This is a genomic window from Burkholderia sp. 22313 (assembly GCF_052045245.1).
Taxonomy (GTDB): domain Bacteria; phylum Pseudomonadota; class Gammaproteobacteria; order Burkholderiales; family Burkholderiaceae; genus Burkholderia.
In genome coordinates this window covers 114,337-134,831 of sequence record NZ_JBQEON010000011.1, presented here as the reverse complement: position 1 = coordinate 134,831, position 20,495 = coordinate 114,337, and the positions used below count along the sequence as shown (strand labels likewise).

16 protein-coding genes and 5 pseudogenes are annotated in these 20,495 nt (G+C 70.6%); 17 read left to right on the top strand and 4 right to left on the bottom strand.

The genetic code is table 11. The annotated features are described in order from the left end of the window. The 3 genes and pseudogenes from ACTJKF_RS11885 to ACTJKF_RS11875 all read left to right on the top strand — a co-directional run. Positions 1-226: pseudogene (locus ACTJKF_RS11885) on the top strand (PLP-dependent aminotransferase family protein); the annotation flags it as partial. A gap of 314 nt (positions 227-540) precedes the next feature. After that, positions 541-2,076, top strand: a complete 1,536-nt coding sequence (locus ACTJKF_RS11880) for an FAD-dependent oxidoreductase (protein ID WP_440623731.1) — start codon at positions 541-543, stop codon at positions 2,074-2,076. Between the two features lie 411 nt (positions 2,077-2,487). Next, positions 2,488-2,820, top strand: a complete 333-nt coding sequence (locus ACTJKF_RS11875; RefSeq protein ID WP_440623730.1) for a four-helix bundle copper-binding protein — start codon at positions 2,488-2,490, stop codon at positions 2,818-2,820. Between the two features lie 4 nt (positions 2,821-2,824). Here the strand turns inward: ACTJKF_RS11875 and ACTJKF_RS11870 are convergent, their stop codons facing one another. Continuing rightward, on the bottom strand, positions 2,825-4,414 hold the full coding sequence (locus ACTJKF_RS11870; protein WP_440623729.1) for a hybrid sensor histidine kinase/response regulator: 1,590 nt from the start codon (positions 4,412-4,414) through the stop codon (positions 2,825-2,827). 262 nt (positions 4,415-4,676) lie between these two features. Here ACTJKF_RS11870 and ACTJKF_RS11865 point away from each other — a divergent pair, with 262 nt between their 5' ends. The 12 genes and pseudogenes from ACTJKF_RS11865 to ACTJKF_RS11810 all read left to right on the top strand — a co-directional run bounded on the left by ACTJKF_RS11865 (position 4,677) and on the right by ACTJKF_RS11810 (position 13,579). Further along, entirely contained in the window at positions 4,677-5,042 is a 366-nt protein-coding gene (locus ACTJKF_RS11865; protein WP_440623728.1) for a chemotaxis protein, read from the top strand. A 172-nt stretch (positions 5,043-5,214) separates the two neighbouring features. After that, complete coding sequence (locus tag ACTJKF_RS11860; protein ID WP_440623727.1) at positions 5,215-5,916, top strand: BON domain-containing protein; 702 nt, start codon at positions 5,215-5,217, stop codon at positions 5,914-5,916. A gap of 41 nt (positions 5,917-5,957) precedes the next feature. Next, a pseudogene (locus tag ACTJKF_RS11855) lies at positions 5,958-6,191 on the top strand (hypothetical protein); the annotation flags it as partial. Then, positions 6,133-6,660: a hypothetical protein gene (locus ACTJKF_RS11850; protein ID WP_440623725.1), complete on the top strand. Its 528-nt coding sequence runs from the start codon at positions 6,133-6,135 to the stop codon at positions 6,658-6,660. The pseudogene ACTJKF_RS11855 and the gene ACTJKF_RS11850, both read left to right, overlap by 59 nt. A 178-nt stretch (positions 6,661-6,838) precedes the next feature. Continuing rightward, positions 6,839-7,438 carry an SDR family oxidoreductase gene (locus ACTJKF_RS11845; protein WP_440623724.1) on the top strand — a complete coding sequence of 200 codons (600 nt, stop codon included), beginning with the start codon at positions 6,839-6,841 and terminating at the stop codon, positions 7,436-7,438. Between the two features lie 11 nt (positions 7,439-7,449). Continuing rightward, positions 7,450-7,527, top strand: a pseudogene (locus tag ACTJKF_RS11840) (D-glycero-alpha-D-manno-heptose-1,7-bisphosphate 7-phosphatase); the annotation flags it as partial. Then, positions 7,516-7,620: pseudogene (locus tag ACTJKF_RS11835) on the top strand (D-glycero-alpha-D-manno-heptose-1,7-bisphosphate 7-phosphatase); the annotation flags it as partial. The pseudogenes ACTJKF_RS11840 and ACTJKF_RS11835, both read left to right, overlap by 12 nt. Next, positions 7,617-8,819 carry a glycosyltransferase family 9 protein gene (locus ACTJKF_RS11830; RefSeq protein WP_440623723.1) on the top strand — a complete coding sequence of 401 codons (1,203 nt, stop codon included), beginning with the start codon at positions 7,617-7,619 and terminating at the stop codon, positions 8,817-8,819. The pseudogene ACTJKF_RS11835 and the gene ACTJKF_RS11830, both read left to right, overlap by 4 nt. Before the next feature lie 3 nt (positions 8,820-8,822). After that, a complete protein-coding gene (locus ACTJKF_RS11825; RefSeq protein ID WP_440623722.1) occupies positions 8,823-10,568 on the top strand; it encodes a carbamoyltransferase family protein in 1,746 nt (581 codons plus the stop codon). After that, the gene (locus ACTJKF_RS11820; RefSeq protein WP_440623721.1) at positions 10,565-11,566 is read left to right on the top strand and encodes a glycosyltransferase family 2 protein; all 1,002 of its coding nucleotides are present in this window, start codon (positions 10,565-10,567) and stop codon (positions 11,564-11,566) included. The genes ACTJKF_RS11825 and ACTJKF_RS11820 overlap by 4 nt, the downstream gene beginning before the upstream one ends. Continuing rightward, positions 11,563-12,639 (top strand): glycosyltransferase family 9 protein, encoded by a 1,077-nt coding sequence (locus ACTJKF_RS11815; RefSeq protein ID WP_440623720.1) that lies wholly within the window; start codon positions 11,563-11,565, stop codon positions 12,637-12,639. Before ACTJKF_RS11820 ends, ACTJKF_RS11815 begins: the two co-directional genes overlap by 4 nt. After that, positions 12,629-13,579 (top strand): glycosyltransferase family 4 protein, encoded by a 951-nt coding sequence (locus tag ACTJKF_RS11810; RefSeq protein WP_440623719.1) that lies wholly within the window; start codon positions 12,629-12,631, stop codon positions 13,577-13,579. Before ACTJKF_RS11815 ends, ACTJKF_RS11810 begins: the two co-directional genes overlap by 11 nt. Positions 13,580-13,605: 26 nt before the next feature. On the opposite strand, the gene ACTJKF_RS11805 is transcribed toward ACTJKF_RS11810, so the two are convergent. Next, entirely contained in the window at positions 13,606-14,679 is a 1,074-nt protein-coding gene (locus ACTJKF_RS11805; protein WP_440623718.1) for a sigma-54 interaction domain-containing protein, read from the bottom strand. 358 nt (positions 14,680-15,037) lie between these two features. On the opposite strand from ACTJKF_RS11805, the gene ACTJKF_RS11800 reads away from it, so the two are divergent. After that, a complete protein-coding gene (locus ACTJKF_RS11800) occupies positions 15,038-16,405 on the top strand; it encodes a sigma-54-dependent transcriptional regulator (protein WP_440623717.1) in 1,368 nt (455 codons plus the stop codon). A 23-nt stretch (positions 16,406-16,428) separates the two neighbouring features. Here ACTJKF_RS11800 and ACTJKF_RS11795 read toward each other — a convergent pair whose 3' ends face one another. Together ACTJKF_RS11795 and ACTJKF_RS11790 are read right to left on the bottom strand one after the other, a co-directional pair. Next, positions 16,429-17,349, bottom strand: a complete 921-nt coding sequence (locus ACTJKF_RS11795) for a glycosyltransferase family 2 protein (RefSeq protein ID WP_440623716.1) — start codon at positions 17,347-17,349, stop codon at positions 16,429-16,431. Then, positions 17,331-18,071 (bottom strand): annotated as a pseudogene (locus tag ACTJKF_RS11790) (PIG-L deacetylase family protein). Before ACTJKF_RS11790 ends, ACTJKF_RS11795 begins: the two are co-directional and overlap by 19 nt. 154 nt (positions 18,072-18,225) lie before the next feature. Between ACTJKF_RS11790 and ACTJKF_RS11785 the strand changes: the two are divergent. Then, the gene (locus ACTJKF_RS11785) at positions 18,226-20,487 is read left to right on the top strand and encodes an ATP-binding protein (protein WP_440623715.1); all 2,262 of its coding nucleotides are present in this window, start codon (positions 18,226-18,228) and stop codon (positions 20,485-20,487) included. Positions 20,488-20,495: the final 8 nt, after the last annotated feature.

Sequence of the window (20,495 nt, the reverse complement as noted above, 5' to 3'; positions counted from 1 at the left end):
GGCGGGCGGCTACGTGCTGTGGGTCGAGTTGCCGGCCCAGGTCGATGCGATGCGCCTGTACCAACTCGCGCTGGAGCAGGGCATCACGATCGGCCCCGGCTACATGTTCTCGATCGCGGACACCTACCGCAACTTCATCCGGCTGAACTACAGCAGCCCGTGGTCGGCGGTGATCGAGCGGGCGGTCGTGACGGTCGGCAAGCTCGCGATGGCCTGCATCGGCTGAGCGCGCGACGGCGCGTCACGTGAGCCGATACGATTGCTTGCCCGTTCGGTGCCCATCGGGCAACGCGCCTTTTCTCGTGCCTTTTCTCGTGACGAAAGCCGGGCCGCGCGCGGCACGCGGATTGCGTGCGTCGCCGGCCCCCCGCGCACGCGCATCCGGCGTGTTGCGACGCAACGTTGACGACGTTCTACGCCGGTCGTGGATTGCGCACAAGCGACCGTGCGCGTTTGCGTGCGCTGCGGGGTCGTCCGTCCCTGTTCTTTTCGGGAACGACGCCGATAATGGGATCGTTACCTCACTCCGGGAGTCACGCCATGTCCGCAAGCGACGCCTCGTCTTCACGTCCCGATCTCGCGCAGGGCATCGCGCTCGACGACCTCGCGGAGGGCGCGATGATCGAGGGCCAGGTCGGCGACGCAACGGTGCTGCTGGTGCGCCGTGCCGACGAACTGTTTGCCGTGAGTGCGCAATGTCCGCACTACGGCGCACCGCTCGCCGACGGGCTGCTGGTCGGCGACACGATTCGCTGCCCGTGGCATCACGCGGCGTTCTGCCTGCGCACCGGCGCGCTGCTGCGCGCGCCGGCCCTCGACGGCCTGACGTGCTGGCGCGTCGAGCGGCGCGACGGGCGCGCGGTCGTGCTCGATGCGCGGCCTGCCGCGGCGCCGCCGCAACCGAAAGCGGCCGGGCTGCCCGCATCGGTGGTGATCGTCGGCGGCGGCGCGGCCGCGATCGCAGCGGCCGTGACGCTGCGGCAGGAAGGCTATCCGCACGCGATCACGCTGTTGAGCGCGGACGGCGAGCCGCCGTACGACCGGCCGAACCTGTCGAAGGATTATCTGGCCGGCACGGCCGAGGCCGACTGGCTGCCGCTGCGCGGCGCGTCGTTCTATACCGACCAGCGCATCGACGTGCGCTGCGCGACGCGCGTCGCGCGGATCGATCCCGCGCGGCACGCGGTCGAACTCGCGGACGGCAGCCGCATCGGCTACGGCGCGCTGCTGCTCGCCACCGGCGCCGAGCCGAACCGGCTGACCGTGCCGGGCGCCGATCTGCCCCACGTGCGCGTGCTGCGCTCGCGCGCCGATTGCGATGCGCTGATCGGCAAGCTGAAGACGGCGCAGCGCTGCGTCGTGGTCGGTGCGAGCTTCATTGGTCTCGAAGCGGCCGCCGCGCTGCGCACGCGCGGGCTCGACGTGCAGGTGGTCGCGCCCGACGCGCATCCGATGGCGCGCGTGCTCGGCGAAGCGCTCGGCGACACGATCCGCGCGCTGCACGAGGCGCACGGGGTGGGGTTCCATCTCGGCGCGCCGCCCGCGCGGATCGAGCCGGACCGCGTGACGCTGTCGAACGGCGACGTGCTACCGGCCGACGTGGTGGTGGTCGGCATCGGCGTGCATCCGGACCTGGCGCTCGCTCAGGACGCGGGGCTGGCCGTCGATCGCGGCGTGACGGTCGACCGTTTCCTGCAGACGAGCGCGCCGGACGTCTACGCGGCCGGCGACATCGCGCGCTGGCCCGATCCGCTGACGGGCGAGCGCATTCGCGTCGAACACTGGGTGGTCGCGGAGCGGCAGGGCATCGCGGCGGCGCGCAACATGCTCGGCCAGCAGCGGCCGTTCGACGCGGTGCCGTTCTTCTGGAGCCAGCACTACGACCTGACGGTGCGCTATGTGGGCCATGCGGAGCAATGGGACCGTGTCGAGATCGACGGCGACCTGCGCGCGCATGACGGCTCGGTGACGTATTGGCGCGGCAACACGCGGCTCGCGGTCGCGACGCTCGGCCGCGATCTCGACTGCCTGCGCGCGGAGCGCGCACTCGAGCAGCAAGGGGCCGCGCGAGCATGACCGCGCGTCGCTGACCGAAGCCGCGGCCGACGCGCCCGCCCGCCGACGGGCGCGCGCCTTGCTCGAACAGCGCGACGGTATCTACACCGTTTCCGCTTTCGACAAGGAGGGCCCGACATGAAAGCAGTCGTATTCCACGGCATCGGCGACATCCGCATCGATACGGTGCCCGACACCCGGGCGAGCCGCGCGCGGGCACCGCGTTCTGCGGCGCCCCGGCCGACACTCGCCCGTTTCACCGACGGCTCTGCTTGTTGAGCAGTCCGTTGAGCGACTTCACGCGGTAGCGGTCGGCAAGGATCATGCCTCGTGGAAGAAGCTGCCTGTCAACAGCACGCCTTTCCTTCCCGCCATTCGCCCCGAAGGACGTCCCCGTGGGGGCAAGGGCGGGGTTTCTCGGAGCAATTTCTGATGAACGAGATGAATGCCTGTTACGACAACTGCATGGCCGCGTGCGACGCATGCGCGCATGCGTGCGATGCCTGCACGGCCGGTTGCCTGGCTGAGCCCGATGCGCACAAACTGGCCGCCTGTATCGCGCTCGACATCGAATGCGCGCAGCTGTGCCGCTTCGCGTCGGGCGCGATGGCGCGCCGCAGCGTGATTGCACCGCTCGTTTGTGCGTTGTGCGCGCAGGCGTGCGACCTGTGTGCGGCCGAATGCCTGCAGCACACGCACGAGCATTGCCGGCGCTGCGCGCTGGCATGCGACACCTGCGCGGCGATGTGCCGTGCGATGGCCTGACCGGTCAGCGCGCGCGCCGAGCCTGGCGCGCGACGCGCTGCAACAGCGCATCGAGCACCGCCATCTCGACGGGCTTCACGAGGTGATCGTCGAAGCCCGCGCTCGCGGTGCGCTCGCGATCCGACGGCCGCGCATGGCCGGACAGCGCGACGCACGTCGTGCCGGCCAGCGTGTCGATCGCGCGCAGTTCGTGCAGCAGCGTGAAGCCGTCGATGTCGGGCATCGACAGATCGACGAGCATCAGGTGCGGAACGACGTCGCGCGCGAGCGCCAGTGCGTCGTCCGCGTTGTACGCGACGTGCGGTGCATGGCCCTTGACCTGCAGCAGTACGGCGAGCGTGTCGGCGGAGTCGCGGTTGTCGTCGACGACGACGATGCGCAGCGGCGCGCCGGCCGGCGGTTCGGACGTATGCGGCGCGCCGGTGTCGACGGGCGCCGCGTGCGCCCTGGGGTCGATCGGCAGTCGCACGGTGAACGTCGCGCCGTGGCCGGGGCCGTCGCTGTGGGCGGAAATCATCCCGCCGTGCAGTTCGACGAATGACCGGCAGATCGCGAGGCCGAGCCCGAAGCCGTCGGACGCGCGCCGGTACGGCGTGCGTTCCTGCTCGAACAGGTCGAAGATCGATTCGAGCGAGCCCGCTGCGATGCCGACGCCGTGATCGCTGACGCGGATCTCGACGGCGGCATCCACGACGCGTGCGCCGACGTCGATGCGGCCGCCGTGCGTCGAGAATTTCGATGCGTTGTCGAGCAGGTTGTGCAGGACCTGCACGAGCCGCGCGGCGTCGCCGCGCACGACCACCGGATCGGCCGGCAGCGTGACGCGAATGTGCTGCTCGCGCGCGGCCAGCTTCGACTGGACGCTTTCGACGCCGCGGCAGACGACGTCGCGCACCGTCACCGGCGCATGGTCGAGCTCGACCTTGCCGGCGGTGATGCGGCCGACGTCGAGCAGATCGTCGACCAGCCGCGTCAGCTGGCCGACCTGACGATGCACGGCGTCGCGGCACTGCGCGAGCACGGGTGCCTGATCGGGCAGGCTCTGCAGCACGCCGACCGAATGGCGCAGCGGCGCGAGATGGTTGCGCAGCTCGTGCGCGAGCATCGCGATGAACACGCTGAGCCGGTGCGTCGACGCTTCGAGTTCCGCGAGCCGCTTGCGCTCGGTCATGTCGCGCGTGATCTTGATGAAGCCGGCCAGCTGGCCCGCCGAGTCGCGCACGGCCGTGATCGTCACGCTGGCCCAGAACAGCGAGCCGTCCTTGCGCACACGCCAGCCTTCGTCCACGAAGCGGCCGCGCGCGACGGCTTCCTGCAGACCGAAGGCCGGCCGCCCGGCCGCGATCGCATCGGGCGGATAGAAGCGCGAGAAATGGTTGCCGACGATCTCGGTGGTGCGATAGCCCTTGATGCGTTCGGCGCCACGGTTCCACGTGGCGACGTTGCCGTGCGGGTCGAGCATGAACACGGCGTAGTCGCTGATGGCGCCGACGACGGTCTCGAAGCGGAATTCGGCAAAGCGGTGCAGCAAGTCGCGCGCGTCGGCGGGCGTGAGCGATGGCGGCGGATCGGAAATGACGTCGTCTTTCTTCATCGGAACGGTCTTGTCGGATGCGGACGGACAAGTGCCGTCCTGCCGCGTCGAGCTTGCCGGTCGCGGCCATTCAAATCGGATTGGCACCCCGCCAGCAGCGGGGCGCTCAATTCGCCTGATCGATGGGTGCGCATCGCCTGTGCCGTCCGGTGCATGCCAAGGGAAATCCCCGTTGGCGGCGGCCGGGTGACGGCGGCGCGGCATGCCGCTTGCATCGCCGTCCGGTCCGCACGCCATGCCACGCCTGCCTGGGGAGATCGCCATGAACAGTACCCTGAATCCCGACAACGAACCGCCCGGCCCGGACGACGAGAACGCGCGGCGCGGCCGCGACGGCCGCGCGCTGGGGCCCAGCGACTCATCCGACAGCGGCAGTGACACGGCCGGCGCGCGGCGCCATCCGTTCGACGTCGACTCGCCGCTCGACGATCACGCACTGGCGCGCGGCGACGCGGCGCTCGACAGCGACACGGACCGGTCGGGCACCGGCGAGCGTGCGTCCGCGGACGGCGACGCGGGGCTCGAGGACGGCGCCGACATCGAGCCCGATCGCACGGAACGGCTCGGCGAGCCGGGCGGCACCGACGACCCGGACGCGCCGGAGGAACCGGGCGCGGGTGGCGCATAGGGTCCGGCACGGCGACTGTTCGCGCAAAAAGTGCAATCGCGTTGCAGATAGGAACGCCCGGTCAGGTGCGCCCCAACGGCCGCGCACGCGGCACGCGACTTGCAGCCATCCGACCGACCCGCGCCGCGACATGGGGCCATGCGCGGCACCGGCACGATCAAGGAGAGACACGATGCAACCACGACGATATCCCGGACGGCAAACCGAACGGAGCGGGCCGTCCGACTGGCAGGACCGCGGGGAACGCGGATCCCGGCGTGCCGACGAGCGCGATTTCCGGGGCGGCGAATCCGCGCGGCACGATGCCGACTATGAATCCGCGTACCGGCGCTTCGCCCGCGAGGACGTCGGCCCGGAAGACTGGGGCAGCGAGTGGAGCGAGCGCTCGGCGCGGCCGTTGGCCGAGCAGCGCGGCGGCGGCTGGCGCGACGCGCCGGGCGGCGCGCGCGACCCGTCGCGCTTCGGCAGCGCCGCGGAACGCGACGCGATGCGCCACCGCCAGGGCCCGAAAGGCTATACGCGCTCGGACGAGCGGATTCGCGAGGATGTGTGCGAGCGGCTCGCGCATGCGCTCGACATCGACGTGAGCGACGTCAGCGTGCAGGTGCGCGACGGCCGCGTCGAGCTCGACGGCACCGTGCCGGCGCGCTGGATGAAACACGACATCGAGGACATTGCCGACGGCTGCATGTGCGTACGGGACGTCGAGAACCGCGTGCGCGTGCGTCGCGACGGCGAACACGACACCGGCATGGTGCTGCATCCGTCGCAACGCACGGTCACGCCGACGCAGCCTGCCGCGCGCGACCCTGAACCGGGCAGCGGCACCACCCCCGGCATTCCCACCGGCCGCGATCGCGAACCGCGCCATTGACGGCGCGACGCGCGGGACGACCCGACCCGGGATCCGGCGATCGCGTGCGTAAGAGCCGGGCGCCGCTCGAAGCGCTCGCGTTGTCCGGCCATGCGCGCGAGCGTGACCGCACGCGCGCGGTCGAAGCGGGTTTCCATGCCTACCTGACCAAGCCCGCGGTAGCGGCCGATCTGATCGCGGCGCTGCGCGCGCTCGCGCTTTCCTCCGGAGAAATCCATGCCGAACCTTCCGAACCCGACGCCACCCGAAACCCTGACCGAGCGCCGCGCCGGTAGCGCGTTCGCCGACCGCCAGGCCGCGGTCGCGGCCGTCGAGCTGCTGCTGCCGACGTTGTCGGCGGCATTGCAGAGCGACTTCGTCGGCGACAGCGGCTGCCTGCACATCGTCATCATGGATCCCGCGCTCGGGCCCGGCGACGCGGCGTTCGAGGACGCGATCCTGTACGAGTTCTCGCTGCCGGACCCGCGGGACTGGGACGCCGACTATCGCGCGTACGCCCGCGCGAAGGCGCGGCTGTCGTGGGAAACCGGCCGCGACGGCCATGTGGTGCAGGCACTCGAGCCGTACCGGCTGCGCGCGGGCGACACGAACCTGTGGGGCGGTGTCGCGCAGCACGGGATCGTGGTCGGCGTGGCGGGCGCGCAACCGTGGTTCGACGAGGCGTTCGCGGGCTGCGTCGCGCACTGCCTGCGCGCGCTCGCGAAGCATCGCGCGCAGGCGACGCCGGACGGGCTCGCGATCTGAAGCGCGGGGAAGCGGGCACGTTTTTACAGCAGGTTATAAAAAGGCCAGCGGACGCGCGCGAGACCGCGATATGGCGCGGGCGTCCGCCGAATGGCACGGTTTTCGCTGTACACCTGTATGACGCTTGTCGCGACACGCGTCACCGCCACGATTCTTCGGACGCTTACAGGAGGTGCATGTGCCCGCGACTCACGATCCCGGCCGCCCGCCGCTCGCCGGCCGCACCGCCCTCGTGACGGGCGGTGGCCGCGGCCTTGGCGAGGCCATCTGCGAGGAACTCGCGCAACACGGCGCGCACGTGATCGTCGCCGATCTGGACGGCGATCGCGCGGTGGCCGTCGCGCAACGGCTCGAGCGGCAGGGTGGCCACGCGATCGGTCGGCGCCTCGACGTACGCGACGAAGTATCGGTGCTGCAGGTCGTGCACGATGCGCGCGAGGCGCTCGGCGATCTCGACGTGATCGTCAACATCGCGTCGACCGCGGCGAAGCGCGCGTGGCCGAATGCGTCCGCGTACCACCCGACGAAGTGGGGGCTGCTCGGGCTGTCGCATGCGCTGCATGCGGAGCTGCGGCCGGCCGGCGTGAGCGTGTCGGCGATCGTCGCGGGCGGGATGCGCACGCCGTTCCTGCTCGACCGCTTCCCCGATATCGACGAGGACACGCTGCAGCCGCCGGAGCACGTCGCGGCCGCCGTGCGTTTCGTGCTGACGCAACCGCCCGGAACGGTCGTGCCGGAAGTGATGGTGCTGCCGATGAAGGAGACGTCATGGCCCTGACCCGCGAACGGCGGCCGCCGGGCGCCGTGCTGCTCGACAAGGACGGCACGCTGCTCGAGAACGTGCCGTACAACGTCGACCCCGCGCGCACGCCGCACCACGTGGTCGATCGTCTCGATCTCGCCGCCGACATCGTCGTGCGCGAGGCCGTGCGGCGCCACGGCTCGTGGGTGCTGCGATGAGCGCCGCGTGGGATCGCGCGCGCCGGGTCCTGTGCGTGCGGCTCGACAGCCTCGGCGACGTGCTGATGACGACACCCGCCATGCGCGCGCTGAAGGAGAGCGGCCATGGCCGCCGGATCACGCTGCTGACGTCGCGCACCGGCGCCGCGCTGGCGCATCACCTGCCGATGGTCGACGACGTGTGGACCTACGACGCGCCGTGGGTCAGGCAGCCGGCCGCGCGCGGCGATCCGGTCGCCGATCTCGACATGATCGACCAGCTGCTGGCCGGCCGCTTCGATGCGGCCGTGATCTTCACCGTATATAGCCAGAGCCCGCTGCCGGCCGCGATGATGTGCTGGCTCGCCGGCATTCCGCTGCGGCTCGCGCATTGCCGCGAGAATCCGTACGAACTGCTGACCGATCGCGTCCGGGAAACCGAGCCGGAATCGCACGTGCGCCACGAGGTCGCGCGCCAGCTGGCGCTGGTGCGCGCGATCGGCGCGAAGACGTCCGACTGGCGGATGGCGTTCGAGCCCGGCGACGCGGCGCGGCGCATGCTGCACGCGCGGCTGCGTGCCGCGTTGCAGCGTGCCGGCGGCCCGCACCGGCCCGGCGCGGGCCGCGCGCGCTGGCTGGTCGTGCATCCGGGCGCGAGCGCCGCGTCGCGCCGCTGGCCGGCCGAGCGCTTCGGCGACGCCGCCGCACGGCTCGCGCCGTTGTTCGACGGCATCGCCGTGACCGGCAGCGCCGGCGAGCGCGCGCTCGTCGACGCGGTATGCGAACGCGCGGGGCCGCGTGCGGTGCCGCTTGCCGGCACGCTGCCGCTCGGTGAACTGGGCGCGCTGATCGAGACGGCCGACGTGCTGCTGTCGAACAATAGCGGCCCCGTGCATCTCGCGGCCGCGCTCGGCACGCCGGTCGTCGACCTGTACGCACTGACCAACCCGCAGCACACGCCGTGGCGTGTGCCGCACCGCGCGTTGAACGTCGACGTGCCGTGCCGCAACTGCTATCGCAGCGTGTGCGACCAGCCGGGCCATCCGTGCCTGCTCGGCGTGAGCGTCGAGGATGTCGTCTCGGCCACGCACGCGCTGCTGCGCGGCAGCGAGCGCCATGCGCGCCGCGCGGCCGCGCGGGCCGCCGCGCGCGGCGACGCGCCGGCGGCGGCGAACGCATCGAACGTGATCCCCTTCGCGCATGTCACCACCAGGAGTTGACGCATGCCCGAACCGATCCATACGCTCGGCATCAACGCCGCCTTCCACGACAGCGCCGCGTGCCTGATGCGCGACGGCGTCGTGATCGCGGCCGCCGAGGACGAACGCTTCACGCACGTGAAGCATGCGAAGCGGCCGGTGCCGTTCTCGACGTGGGAGCTGCCGTACCACGCGATCGACTACTGTCTCGCGGAAGCGGGCATCACGCTCGCGGACGTCGACCATGTCGCGTATTCGTACGACCCGTGGCTCGAACTCGACCGGCACGGCACCGTGTCCGAGCTGACGCTGCCGCTTGCGCCGTCCGCGCATGCGCCGCGCGAGGATGGCGTGTCGCCGTGGCATGCGCTGTTCCTGTCGTCGATCGTGAATGCGCCGCGCCAGCTCGCGGGCGGCGCGCCGCACCACCTGCAGCGGCGGTTTCGCGGCGTCGCGTACGACGGGCCGTTCCGCTGGCATTTCATCGAGCACCATCTCGCGCACGAGGCCAGCGCGTTTCTCGCGGCGCCCTACGAGCACTGCGCGGTGATGACGATGGACGGCCGCGGCGAACGCGCGACGACGAGCTACGGCGTGTTCGACGGCCAGTCGTACCGGCGGCTCGGCCAGGTCAACCTGCCGCATTCGCTCGGCCTGCTGTACGAGCGCGTGACGCGCTACCTCGGGTTCCTGCATTCGTCCGACGAGTACAAGGTGATGGCGCTCGCGTCGTACGGCAAGCCGGTGTTCGCCGACGACATGCGCAAGCTGGTGCGCTACCACGGCGAAGGCCGCTACGAGACCGTCGACGGCGACCTCGCCGCGCTGTTCGGCCCGCCGCGTGAACGCGGCGGCCCGATCGAGCCGCATCACTGCGACATCGCGCACGCGCTGCAGTGCGTGCTGGAGGAGACGGCGCTGCAGGCGGTCGACTGGCTCGCGGCCGAGACCGGCGAGCAGCAGCTCGCGATGGCGGGCGGCGTCGCGCTGAACTGCGTGATGAACGCGAAGATCCGCGATCGCGGCCCGTTCGACGACGTGTGGGTGCAGCCCGCCGCCGGCGATGCGGGCACCGCGCTCGGCGCCGCGCTATGGACCGACTTCCGGATGCGCGGCATGCGCGGCGACTGGCGGATGGACCACGCGTATCTCGGGCCGTCGTATGACGACGACGCGATCGAGGCGTTCCTGAAGGAGGCGCAGCTGCCGTACCGGCGGCTCGCGGACGTCGCCGCGCAGACGGCCGCGCTGCTCGCGGCGAACCGCGTGATCGGCTGGTTCCAGGGCCGCATGGAGTTCGGGCCGCGCGCGCTCGGCGCCCGTTCGATCCTCGCGTCGCCGATCGATCCGGACATGCAGCGCAAGCTGAACCGCATCAAGGATCGCGAGGACTTCCGGCCGGTCGCGCCGGTCGTGCTCGAAAGCCGTGCGCATCACTGGTTCAACGGCGGCAAGCGCACGCCGCTGCGCGCGCCGTTCATGCTGTTCGTGTACGACGTCGCGCCCGGCGGCGAAGCGACGATTCCCGCGGTGCGCCACATCGACGGCACCGCGCGCGTGCAGACCGTCAACGAAAGCCAGCATCCGCTGCTGCATGCGCTGCTGTCCGAGTTCGACGCGCTGACCGGCGTGCCGGTGCTCGTCAACACGTCGTTCAACACGCGCGGCGAGCCGATCGTCTGTACGCCGCGCGACGCGCTCGAATGCTTCTGGACGTCGCCGCTCGACGCGCTCGTGATCGGCTCGTTCCTGCTGGAGAAACCACGATGAACATGCGCGACACGCAATTGCCGCCCGTGGTGTCGGTCGTCGTGCCGACCTACCGGCGGCCCGATCTGCTCGAACGCTGCCTCGACGCGCTGTGCGCGCAGGTATTCGATCCGACGACGTACGAGATCGTGATCGTCGACGACGATCCGGCCGGCAGCGCGCGCCCCGTCATCGACGCGTGCCGTTTGCGCATGGCCGACGTGCCCGCGATCCGCTACATGACCGCGCCGGACACGCAGGGGCCGGCCGGCGCGCGCAACATCGGCTGGCGCAGCGCGCGCGGCGCGCTGATCGCGTTCACCGACGACGACACCATTCCCGATCCGACCTGGCTGCGCCACGGCGCGGCCGCGCTGCTCGCCGAGCCGTCGGCGGTCGCGGCGGCGGGGCGCATCGACGTGCCGCTGCGGCCGCGTCCGACCGACTACGAGCGTGACGCGGCCGGTCTCGCGGATGCGGAGTTCGCGACCGCGAACTGCTTCGTGCGGCGCACGGCGCTCGAGCGTATCGGCGGCTTCGACGAGCGCTTCACGCGCGCGTGGCGCGAGGATGCCGACCTGATGTTCGCGCTGCGCGAGCATGCGGGGCCGATCGTCGGCGTCGATGCCGCGCGGATCGTGCATCCGGTGCGCCCCGCGCACTGGGGTGCGAGCATCGGGCAGCAGTCGAAGGTGTATTTCGACGCGCTGCTGTACAAGAAGCACCGCGCGACCTATCGGCGCCATATCCGCTCGATGCCGCCGTGGAACTACTACGCCGCGGTGCTGTTCGCGATCGGCGCGATCGGTTGTTTCGCCGCCGGCTGGCACGCGCCGGGCATCGCGTGCGCGGCCGCATGGGCCGTGATCACCGCCGCTTTCTGCGCGAAGCGGCTGCGCGGCACGCGGCTCACGCCGTCGCATGTCGCCGAGATGATCGTCACGTCGATCGTGATTCCGCCCGTGTCGTTGTACTGGCGCATGCGCGGTGCGCTTCACTTCCGGGTGCTGTTCCTATGATGCTCGATTCCGCTTCGTCGTCCGGTCCGATGCGCATTGCGGTGTTCCGCGCGCTGCAACTCGGCGACATGCTGTGCGCGGTACCGGCGCTGCGCGCGCTGCGCCACGGCGAACCGCATGCGCGCATCACGCTGATCGGGTTGCCGTGGGCGCGCGAGTTCGCGTCGCGCTTTTCCGACTACATCGACAACTTCATCGCGTTTCCCGGCGCGCCGGGCCTCGGCGAACAGCCGGACGCCGATCCGGCCGCGCGCGAGGCGTTCATCGCCGAATGCCGGGCGCGCGACTTCGATCTCGCGATCCAGCTGCACGGCAGCGGCGTGCGGAGCAACGCCATCGTCGCGTCGCTCGGCGCGACGCGCACGGCCGGCTTCGTGCCGCCCGACGGCGGCACGGCCACGCTCGACTGCTCGGTCGTGTGGCGCGACGGCGAGCCGGAAGTCACGCGCTACCTGGCGCTGACACGCCAGCTCGGCTATTCGGACTGGGGCGACTACCTGGAATTTCCGCTCGGCGGCCTCGACTACGCGCTGTGGCATGTGCTGTGCGACGAGCACGCGCTCGATGCGGGGCGCTACGTGATCGTCCACCCCGGCGCGCGGATGGCGTCGCGGCGCTGGCCGGTCGAGCGCTTCGCGAGCGTCGCGCGGTGGCTCGCCGACGACGGCTGGCAGATCGTGCTGACCGGCACGCGCGCGGAACTCGCGCTGGCCAACGCGTTCGCCGCGCATCTCGGGCGGCCGTGCGTGAACCTGTGCGGGCGCACGCCGCTCGGCGCGCTGGCCGCGCTGATCGGCCGCGCGCGGCTTCTGTTGTGCAACGACACGGGCGTGTCGCATGTCGCGGCGGCGTTCGGCACGCCGAGCGTCGTCGTCGCATGCGGCAGCGACACGGCCCGCTGGGCGCCGCTCGACGCCGAACGTCATCGCGTGCTCGCGAACTACCCGGCCTGCCGGCCGTGCATGTTCGACACCTGCCCATACGGACACGAGTGCGCGACCGCGATCGATGTCGACGACGTGATCGATCGGGCGAGCGCGTTGCTCGCGGAGGAGAGACGTCATGTCACGTAAGCGGTTGCGCGTGCTGACCTGGCACGTGCATGGCAACTATTTGTACTACCTGTCGCAGGCGCCGCACGATTTCTACATCGTGACGAAGCCGAGGCATCCGCCCGGCTATGCGGGGCGGGTCGGACACCTGCCGTGGGGTGAAAACGTTCTTGAGGTGCCGGCCGAATGCGTGCGCGACACCGAATTCGATTGCGTGCTGTACCAGCATCACAGCCATTACGAGCACGACCGGTTGCAGCTGCTCAGCGAAGCGCAGCGTGCGCTGCCGGCGCTGTTCGTCGAACACGATCCGCCGCGCGAGCATCCGACCGACATGCTGCATCCGGTGCAGGATCCGAACGTGTTGCTGGTGCACGTGACGCCGTTCAATGCACTGATGTGGGACAGCGGCGTCACGCCGACGCGCGTGATCGAGCACGGCGTGCTGATGCCCGACGGCGTCGAGTATCGCGGCACGCTGCCGAAGGGCGTGACGGTCGTGAATAACCTCGCGCGGCGCGGGCGGCGGCTCGGCGCGGACCTGTTCGAGGTGGTGCGTCTGAGCGTGCCGCTCGATCTCGTGGGGATGGGGTCGGCCGCGCTCGGCGGCATCGGCGAAGTGCCGAACCCGGCGCTGCCGCAGTTCCTGTCGCACTACCGGTTCTTCTTCAACCCGATCCGCTACACGAGCCTCGGGCTTGCGGTGATCGAGGCGATGATGATCGGGCTGCCGATCGTCGCGCTGGCGACGACCGAGATGGGGCAGCTCGTGCGCAGCGGCTACAACGGCGTGGCCGATACGCGGCCGCGCGTGCTGATCGACGCGATGCGCATGCTGATCCGCGATCCGGAACTCGCGCGCGAGTGGGGCGCGGCGGCGAAGCGCGATGCATGCGAGCGATTCGGGATCGAGCGGTTCGTGCGCGAGTGGGACAGCGTGTTGCGCGAGGTCGCGTCATAGGCGACGCGAGCGCCGAAGCGCGACGCTTACTGATTCGATGTGCTCGGCGGCGTGGCCGCGCTCGCGGTGCCGGCGGAACCGGCAGTGCCGCCGACGCTGCCTGCACCGCCGGCACCCGGAGTCGGCGCCGCCGTGCCGGCCGTCGCGTTGCGCTCGTGTTCGGGCAGCAGCGCGAGGCGGTTGTACAGCGTCTTCAGGCTGATGCCGAGCGCCTTCGCGGTGCGCGGCTTGTCGCCGTTGAAATGGCGCAGCGACGCGACGATGAACCGCTGCTGCGTATGCGCGAGCGTCGTGCCGATATGCAGTGTCATCGCGTTGTGACGCACTTCCTCGCGCGGCGGCTGCCGGCGCGGCAGCTGCAGCTCGATCTGTTCGTCCGCAAGGATGAACGCGCGTTCGAGCGCGTTGCGCAACTCGCGCACGTTGCCGGGCCACGTGTACGCGCGCAGCGCCTTCATCGCCTGCATCGACAAACGTTTGCGGGTGCGGTGCCGGGCGTTCAGCCGCTCGACGATCTGCAGCGCGATGTCGCCGACGTCGTCCTCGCGCTGACGCAGCGCGGGCACATGCAGCGCGATCGTCGCGATCCGGTAGAACAGGTCTTCGCGCAGCCGGCCGCTGCGCACGGCTTCGACCGGATCGTGATGGGTGGCCGCGACGATCCGCACGTCGAGCGGGATCGGTTCGTGGCCGCCGACGCGCACGATCGTGTTCGACTCGAGCGTGCGCAGCAGTTTCACCTGAAGTTCCGCCGGCATTTCCGCGATTTCGTCGAGAAACAGCGTGCCGCCGCGTGCGGCTTCGAACATGCCCACATGTTGTGCCACGGCCCCGGTGAAACTGCCTTTTTCGTGACCGAACAAGTGTGACTCCGCGATGTCTTTCGGGATCGCACCACAATTGACGGGCACGAACGGCGCACGCCGGCGCGGGCTCATGTCGTGAATGAGCCGCGCGACGATGTCCTTGCCGGCGCCGCTTTCGCCAACCACCAGCACACTGACGCGCGTCGCGGCGACGCGCGATATTTTCAGCAGCAAATCCTGGATCGTTCGCGAACGGCCGAACAGTCGCGTGCCGTCATCGTCGGATTTCGACATGAGTGTGATCGCATTGGGAAATTTTGACCGAAATCGCTACGGCAAGATGAAAAAATGACGGGGCACACGTCGCTTTTCACCCGGAAAGCATACCGTCTGTAGCGAGGCGCCAGATTGAATCTCGCAATGCGTTCGCCGCGTGCGGATAGATTTATTCGATGAACGGCGCATGCGTAACATGCTTCTTCTATACTGCTAAACACCCGTCAAACACAGGTTTGTCAGGGCAGGGCAGCGTGTCTGCCCGTTCGTGTGCCGTGTGAAATGCGTCGCCAGTGCCCGGTGTCGCACCCTCGCACCGCATGCCCGCCGCGGTTTCGGCCGATATGTGCGCCGGGCCGCATCACCAGGAGCTTCGATGCCTCATGTGCTGATCGTCGAAGACGATGCCGATACGCGAACGATGCTCGCGACGATGGCGCAAGCGCAGCAGCTTGTGTGCGACACGGCCGCGACGCTCGAGGAAGCGCGCACGCTCGTCTCGACGAATACCCCCGATCTCGTGCTGTGCGATCTCGTGCTGCCGGACGGCAACGGAATGGATCTGTTCGACGCATTGCCCAAGCGCGGGCATTGCGAAATGGTGCTGACCACCGGTCACGCGAGCCTCGAAACCGCGATCGATGCATTGCGGCGCGGCGCGACCGACTACCTGGTGAAGCCGCTCAACATGCAGCGGCTGAACAGCATCTTCGCGCGCGTGCCGCGCACCACGGCATTGCATGAGGAAATCGCCGAGCTGCGCTCCGAACTGCAGCGCCTCGGCCGCTTCGGCCGGATGCTCGGCAGCTCGCCCGCGATGCAGGCCGTCTACGATGCGATCGGCCGCGTCGCGCGCACCGAGGCATCGGTGCTGCTCACCGGCGAATCCGGCACCGGCAAGGAGCTCGCCGCGCAGACGGTCCACGACCTGAGCCTGCGCCGCCGCGGCCCGTTCCTCGCGGTGAACTGCGGCGCGATCGCGGCGAACCTCGTCGAAAGCGAGATGTTCGGCCACGACCGCGGCAGCTTCACCGGTGCGGAGCGGCAACACAAGGGCTTCTTCGAACGTGCGGACGGCGGCACGCTGTTCCTCGACGAAATCACCGAGATGCCGGTCGAATCGCAGGTCAAGCTGTTGCGCGTGCTCGAAACCGGGCGGCTGACGCGGCTCGGCTCGACCCGCGAGATCGACGTCGACGTGCGCATCGTCGCGGCGACCAACCGCGATCCGGAAGGCGCGATGGCGGACGGCAAACTGCGGCCCGACCTCTATCACCGGATCAACGTGTTCCCGATTCCGCTGCCGTCGCTGCGCGAGCGCGGCGACGACATCCCGATGCTCGCCGACGCATTCCTGCAGCGCTACAACGAGGAAAGCGGCCGCAGCCTGCGCTTCGCGCCGGCCGCGCGCGACGCGCTGAAGGCGTACGCATGGCCCGGCAACGTGCGCGAGCTGCGCAACTTCGTGCAGCGCGCGAGCATCTTCAGCGACACCGACGTGATCGACTCGCTGCCGCCGCCGATCATGGAGGAGCTGTCGAATATGGTCGACTCGCATGAAGATCGTGTGACGGTGCCGTTCGGCACGCCGCTCGAGGAAGTCGACCGCAAGTTGATCCTCGGCACGATCGCGCAATGCGGCGGCGTGAAGGCGCAGGCGGCCGAGGTGCTCGACGTCAGCCTGAAAACGATTTACAACCGGCTTGCCCAACTCGAAGACGAAGCGGAAAAACCGGACTCCTGATGCCGCGCGCGTGGGTTACGCGCTCATGCGTGCGGGTCCGCGGCGTGCCGCGTATCGCCGTCAAGCTGGCGGCGCATGCGCTCGACGTGCGGCGGCAGCGTCCGTCGCTCGCGCGGGATCCACGACAGGCCCGCGAACGTGCGGATGACCGAGCGTTCGTCACGCAGGCGCGGCAGCATCCGCACGGTGTGCGCGAGCGCGGCGCCGGCCGGCCATCGAAGCCACGCGGTCCACACCGCATTGCGGTGGGACGCACTCACGCGCGTCTGCGCGTCGCGCTGCATCGAAGGGTAATGATGAACCGTCAGGTGCGGTGCATAGACCAGCCATGCGCCCGCGCGATACAGGTCGAGCGCGAGCAGCGCTTCCTCGCCACCGAGAAAATAGCGCGGGTGATAGCCGCTCGCATGCAGGAACGCGTCGCGCCGGAACGCGCTCGCGCCGGCCAGCAGCCCGAGGATCGGGCGGCCCGGCAACGCGACGCTCGCCGCGAGCGGGCTGTCGGCCATCCGCCTGCAGGTCGGATCCTCGTGCTCGTCCGGACCGACCAGCACGCGTGCGGTGACGGCCGCGACGTGCGGATACGCATCGAGCAGGTTCGCGGCTGCCGCGAGCGAGCCGGGCGCCCACCACGTGTCGTCGTCGCAGAACGCGACGTGGCGCGTGCGCGCGACGGCCACGCCGAGATTGCGGCCGGCCGCGCCCAGGTTGCCCGGCGCATGCACCAGTGTCGCGTGCGCAAAGCGGTCGCGCACGAGCGCGGCGGTGGCATCGTCCGCGCCGTTGTCGACGACGACGATCGCCGGCCGGTCGGGCAGGCCCGAGAGCCGCGCGAGCGTGCGGGCGAGTTCGTCCGCGCGCCGGTACGTGAGCACCACGGCGGTCACGCGGGTCTCGCGCGGCGGCAGCGCAACCCGCGCGGGCGTTACGCGGACGTGTCGCATTCGAGCCGCCAGTACGTTTCGGGTTCACGGAGAGCGGCGCGCATATGAGGCTCGAACAGCGCAATCTGGCTCGGATACGCGGTCCACGGCCTCGGCCTTTGCCACCGAGCCGTCCGCGTCGTTCGCGCCGTCCATGCGATCCGTGCCATCCCTGCGATCACCGGCCGGCGTGCCGACCGGATGACCGATCCAGCCGCGCTCGCGCCACGCGATCACGCGCCGGACCATCAGCCCGTCGATCCGCCGATACGGCACATCCTCGTAGAAGCGCCACACGCGCGAGGTGCCGCCCGCCCGGTCGTTGTCGCGCAGCAGCGCCAGCGCGGCTTGCTGCACCTGCAGGTGATCGCGATGGAACAGGCCGGCCGGCGCGAGCACGCCGCAGCCCGGGTGCGCGTCGATCGTGTCGGCCAGCCGCGCGGCGATCGCCGTCGATGCGGCCGGCGTGCCGTACTGATCGTCGAGGAAATCGAGCCAGACGGGCCGCGCGTCGAGCCGCGCGAGTGCACGCCGGTCTTCGTCGCGGCGCGTGCGCACCGCCTCGTCGGCGGTGCGAAAGCCCGCGCGGCGATCCCACGGCGGCGCGGCGGACCCGTGCGCGGGAATCCCGGCGAACACCGTGACGACGACCGAGCCGGGCGCCTGCGCGAGCAAGCGCCCGCAACTAAGACGGCATCGTCGAGATGCGGAGAGATGACGAGCCAGCGGGTCGGGGCGGTCATGGCGTGGCAGTCTCCGTGGTTGGCGTGACGTGCGTGACGTGCGTAATGGACCAGGCCGGCAGTGCCGGTCGGCAATCGAGCGGACGAGCATGCGGCATGCCCGTTCGTGCATCCCTGGCGGGCGGTTGCCCGCGCTGCGGCAGGAGCGTGTTCGATGAGTGAAATGGCACGGCCGAAAGCCGGAAATTACGCAACCGCCGCGATGCTGGTCGCGATCGCGACCGTGCTGCATGCGCTCGCGATCCGCTTCGGCGGCGTGAATTTGCCGCTGGTCCTGTACTACCCGGTGCTCGCGCTCGCCGCGTGGGCGACGTCGTTCCTGTTCGGGATCGCGTCGACCGTGGTCAGCGGCTTGCTGGTCTGGACGCTGTTTCTGTCCGACCCGGACGCCTATACCGGCCCGCTGTCCGAGCGGCTCGTGCGGCTCGGCGCCTTCGTGCTGATCGGCGCGCTCGTCTGTGCGGTCGCGACGATGCTGCGCCACGCACGGGTCACGAACGCGGCGTCGCGCCGGCGCGACGCCGTCGCGCGGCGGCAGCTCGACGCCGTGTTGCAGGCGCTGCCGTACGGCGTGATCGCGACCGATACCCAGGGGCACGTGACTTACCTGAATGCGATCGCGGCCGAGCTGGCGGGCTGCCGCGCGGACGATGCGGCGGGCCGGCCCGTGCGTGACGTGCTGCGCGTGTTCGATCGCGACGGCCGGCGCGTGCAGACGACCCCGCTCGGCCGCGCACTCGGCGGCTCGCACGCGACGTCCGACCGTCACTGGCTGCACGGGGCGGACGGCGGCGCGCCGATGCCGATCGTCGAGGTCGCGTCGCCGATCGGCGATGCGGACGGCAACCGCGACGGCGCGGTGCTGCTGCTGCGCGATGTCGGCGCGGAGCGCGCGCTTGCCGATGCGTCGCGCCTGCAGCGCGCGGTGGTCGAGGCGTCGCCGGACGCGCTCGTCGGGATCGACGGCCAGAGCCGGATCGTCAGCTGGAACCCGGCCGCGCAACGGCTCTTCGGGTACGACGAAGCCGAGGCGCGCGGGCGTCCGCTCGAAACGCTGATCGCGATGCGCTGGCTGCGCCGCAATCCGCTCGCCGAATCGTTCGACGCGATGCGCGAAGCGGTCGGCCCGCTCGAGCTGCCGTGCGTGCGGCGCGACGGCCGGCGGTTTCGCGCGACGGCATCGGCGTGCCCGGTGCGCGGCGAAGCACGCGGCTGCGTCGCGCTGTCGCTGTCGCTGCGCGAGAGCGGTGCGCAGCGCCGCCGCGACCAGGCCGATACCTCGAACCGCCTGAAGGACGAACTGCTCGCGACCGTGTCGCACGAACTGCGCACGCCGCTGAACGTGATCTATGGCTGGGTCGAGGTGCTGCGCCGTTCGCGCGACGACGCGCTGCAGCAGCAGGCGATCGACGCGATCGACCGCAGCGCGCGCTCGCTCACGCGGATGGTTGGCGACATTCTCGACGCGTCGTCGCTCGCCACCGGCAAGCTGCAGCTCGACGCGATGCCGGTCGAGGTCGTGCGGCTGTTCTCCGATGCGACCGCGTCGTTCCAGACGGCCGCGTCGGCGGCCGGCACCACGCTCGAATTCGACTGCGCCGCGCAGGCCTGCGTGGTGTCGGGCGACGCCGAGCGGTTGCGGCAGATGCTGTCGAATCTCGTGTCGAACGCGCTGAAATTCACGCCGGGCGGCGGGGCCGTGACGGTCACGCTGGCGCGCGACGACACGCATGCGGTGCTGACGGTCGCCGATACCGGGCAAGGCATCCCGCCCGAGTTCATCCCGCACGTGTTCGATATGTTCCGCCGCGCGGACGGTTCGCCCGCGTCGTCGCGGCGCGGGCTCGGGCTCGGCCTGTCGATCGTGCGCCACATCGCCGAACTGCATGGCGGCAAGGTGCGGGTCGAAAGCGCCGGCCGCAATCGCGGCGCGACCTTCACGGTCACGCTGCCGGCCGGCTGGCAACCGATGGGCGCGATGGCGTGGAGCATCGCGCAGGCCGACGACCGGCGCGCTCCGCCGAGGCTCGACACGCAGCGCATCCTGATCGTCGACGACGACGCGACCACCCGAGCGAGCCTCACCGCCGCGCTGACCACCTGCGGCGCGGCCGTCGCGATCGCGGCGTCGGGCCGCGAAGCGCTCGCGGTCGTCGCCGACCTGCAGCCCACCGTCGTGCTGTCCGATCTCGCGATGCCCGACGGCGACGGCTTCTGGCTGCTCGACGCGCTGCGGCGCGGCGGCGCGAACGGCGCCGCGCCGCCGGACTTGCGCGTGCTGGCCGTGACCGCGCACGCGGGCCTCGCCGACGAGCGCCGCGTGCTCGAAGCGGGCTTCGACGGCTACCTGTGCAAGCCGGTCGACGTGCGCGAGCTGGCGCACAGGATCGCGCGCATGACGCAGCGCGACGGCTGACGCGCGCT

What these genes read in the sequence shown, in the direction of transcription:
- ACTJKF_RS11880 (WP_440623731.1), top strand. Translation starts at nt 541, where the DNA reads ATGTCCGCAAGCGACGCCTCGTCTTCACGTCCCGATCTCGCGCAGGGC.
- ACTJKF_RS11875 (WP_440623730.1), top strand. Translation starts at nt 2,488, where the DNA reads ATGAACGAGATGAATGCCTGTTACGACAACTGCATGGCCGCGTGCGAC.
- ACTJKF_RS11870 (WP_440623729.1), bottom strand. Translation starts at nt 4,414, where the DNA reads ATGAAGAAAGACGACGTCATTTCCGATCCGCCGCCATCGCTCACGCCC.
- ACTJKF_RS11865 (WP_440623728.1), top strand. Translation starts at nt 4,677, where the DNA reads ATGAACAGTACCCTGAATCCCGACAACGAACCGCCCGGCCCGGACGAC.
- ACTJKF_RS11860 (WP_440623727.1), top strand. Translation starts at nt 5,215, where the DNA reads ATGCAACCACGACGATATCCCGGACGGCAAACCGAACGGAGCGGGCCG.
- ACTJKF_RS11850 (WP_440623725.1), top strand. Translation starts at nt 6,133, where the DNA reads ATGCCGAACCTTCCGAACCCGACGCCACCCGAAACCCTGACCGAGCGC.
- ACTJKF_RS11830 (WP_440623723.1), top strand. Translation starts at nt 7,617, where the DNA reads ATGAGCGCCGCGTGGGATCGCGCGCGCCGGGTCCTGTGCGTGCGGCTC.
- ACTJKF_RS11825 (WP_440623722.1), top strand. Translation starts at nt 8,823, where the DNA reads ATGCCCGAACCGATCCATACGCTCGGCATCAACGCCGCCTTCCACGAC.
- ACTJKF_RS11820 (WP_440623721.1), top strand. Translation starts at nt 10,565, where the DNA reads ATGAACATGCGCGACACGCAATTGCCGCCCGTGGTGTCGGTCGTCGTG.
- ACTJKF_RS11815 (WP_440623720.1), top strand. Translation starts at nt 11,563, where the DNA reads ATGATGCTCGATTCCGCTTCGTCGTCCGGTCCGATGCGCATTGCGGTG.
- ACTJKF_RS11810 (WP_440623719.1), top strand. Translation starts at nt 12,629, where the DNA reads ATGTCACGTAAGCGGTTGCGCGTGCTGACCTGGCACGTGCATGGCAAC.
- ACTJKF_RS11805 (WP_440623718.1), bottom strand. Translation starts at nt 14,679, where the DNA reads ATGTCGAAATCCGACGATGACGGCACGCGACTGTTCGGCCGTTCGCGA.
- ACTJKF_RS11800 (WP_440623717.1), top strand. Translation starts at nt 15,038, where the DNA reads ATGCCTCATGTGCTGATCGTCGAAGACGATGCCGATACGCGAACGATG.
- ACTJKF_RS11795 (WP_440623716.1), bottom strand. Translation starts at nt 17,349, where the DNA reads ATGCGACACGTCCGCGTAACGCCCGCGCGGGTTGCGCTGCCGCCGCGC.
- ACTJKF_RS11785 (WP_440623715.1), top strand. Translation starts at nt 18,226, where the DNA reads ATGAGTGAAATGGCACGGCCGAAAGCCGGAAATTACGCAACCGCCGCG.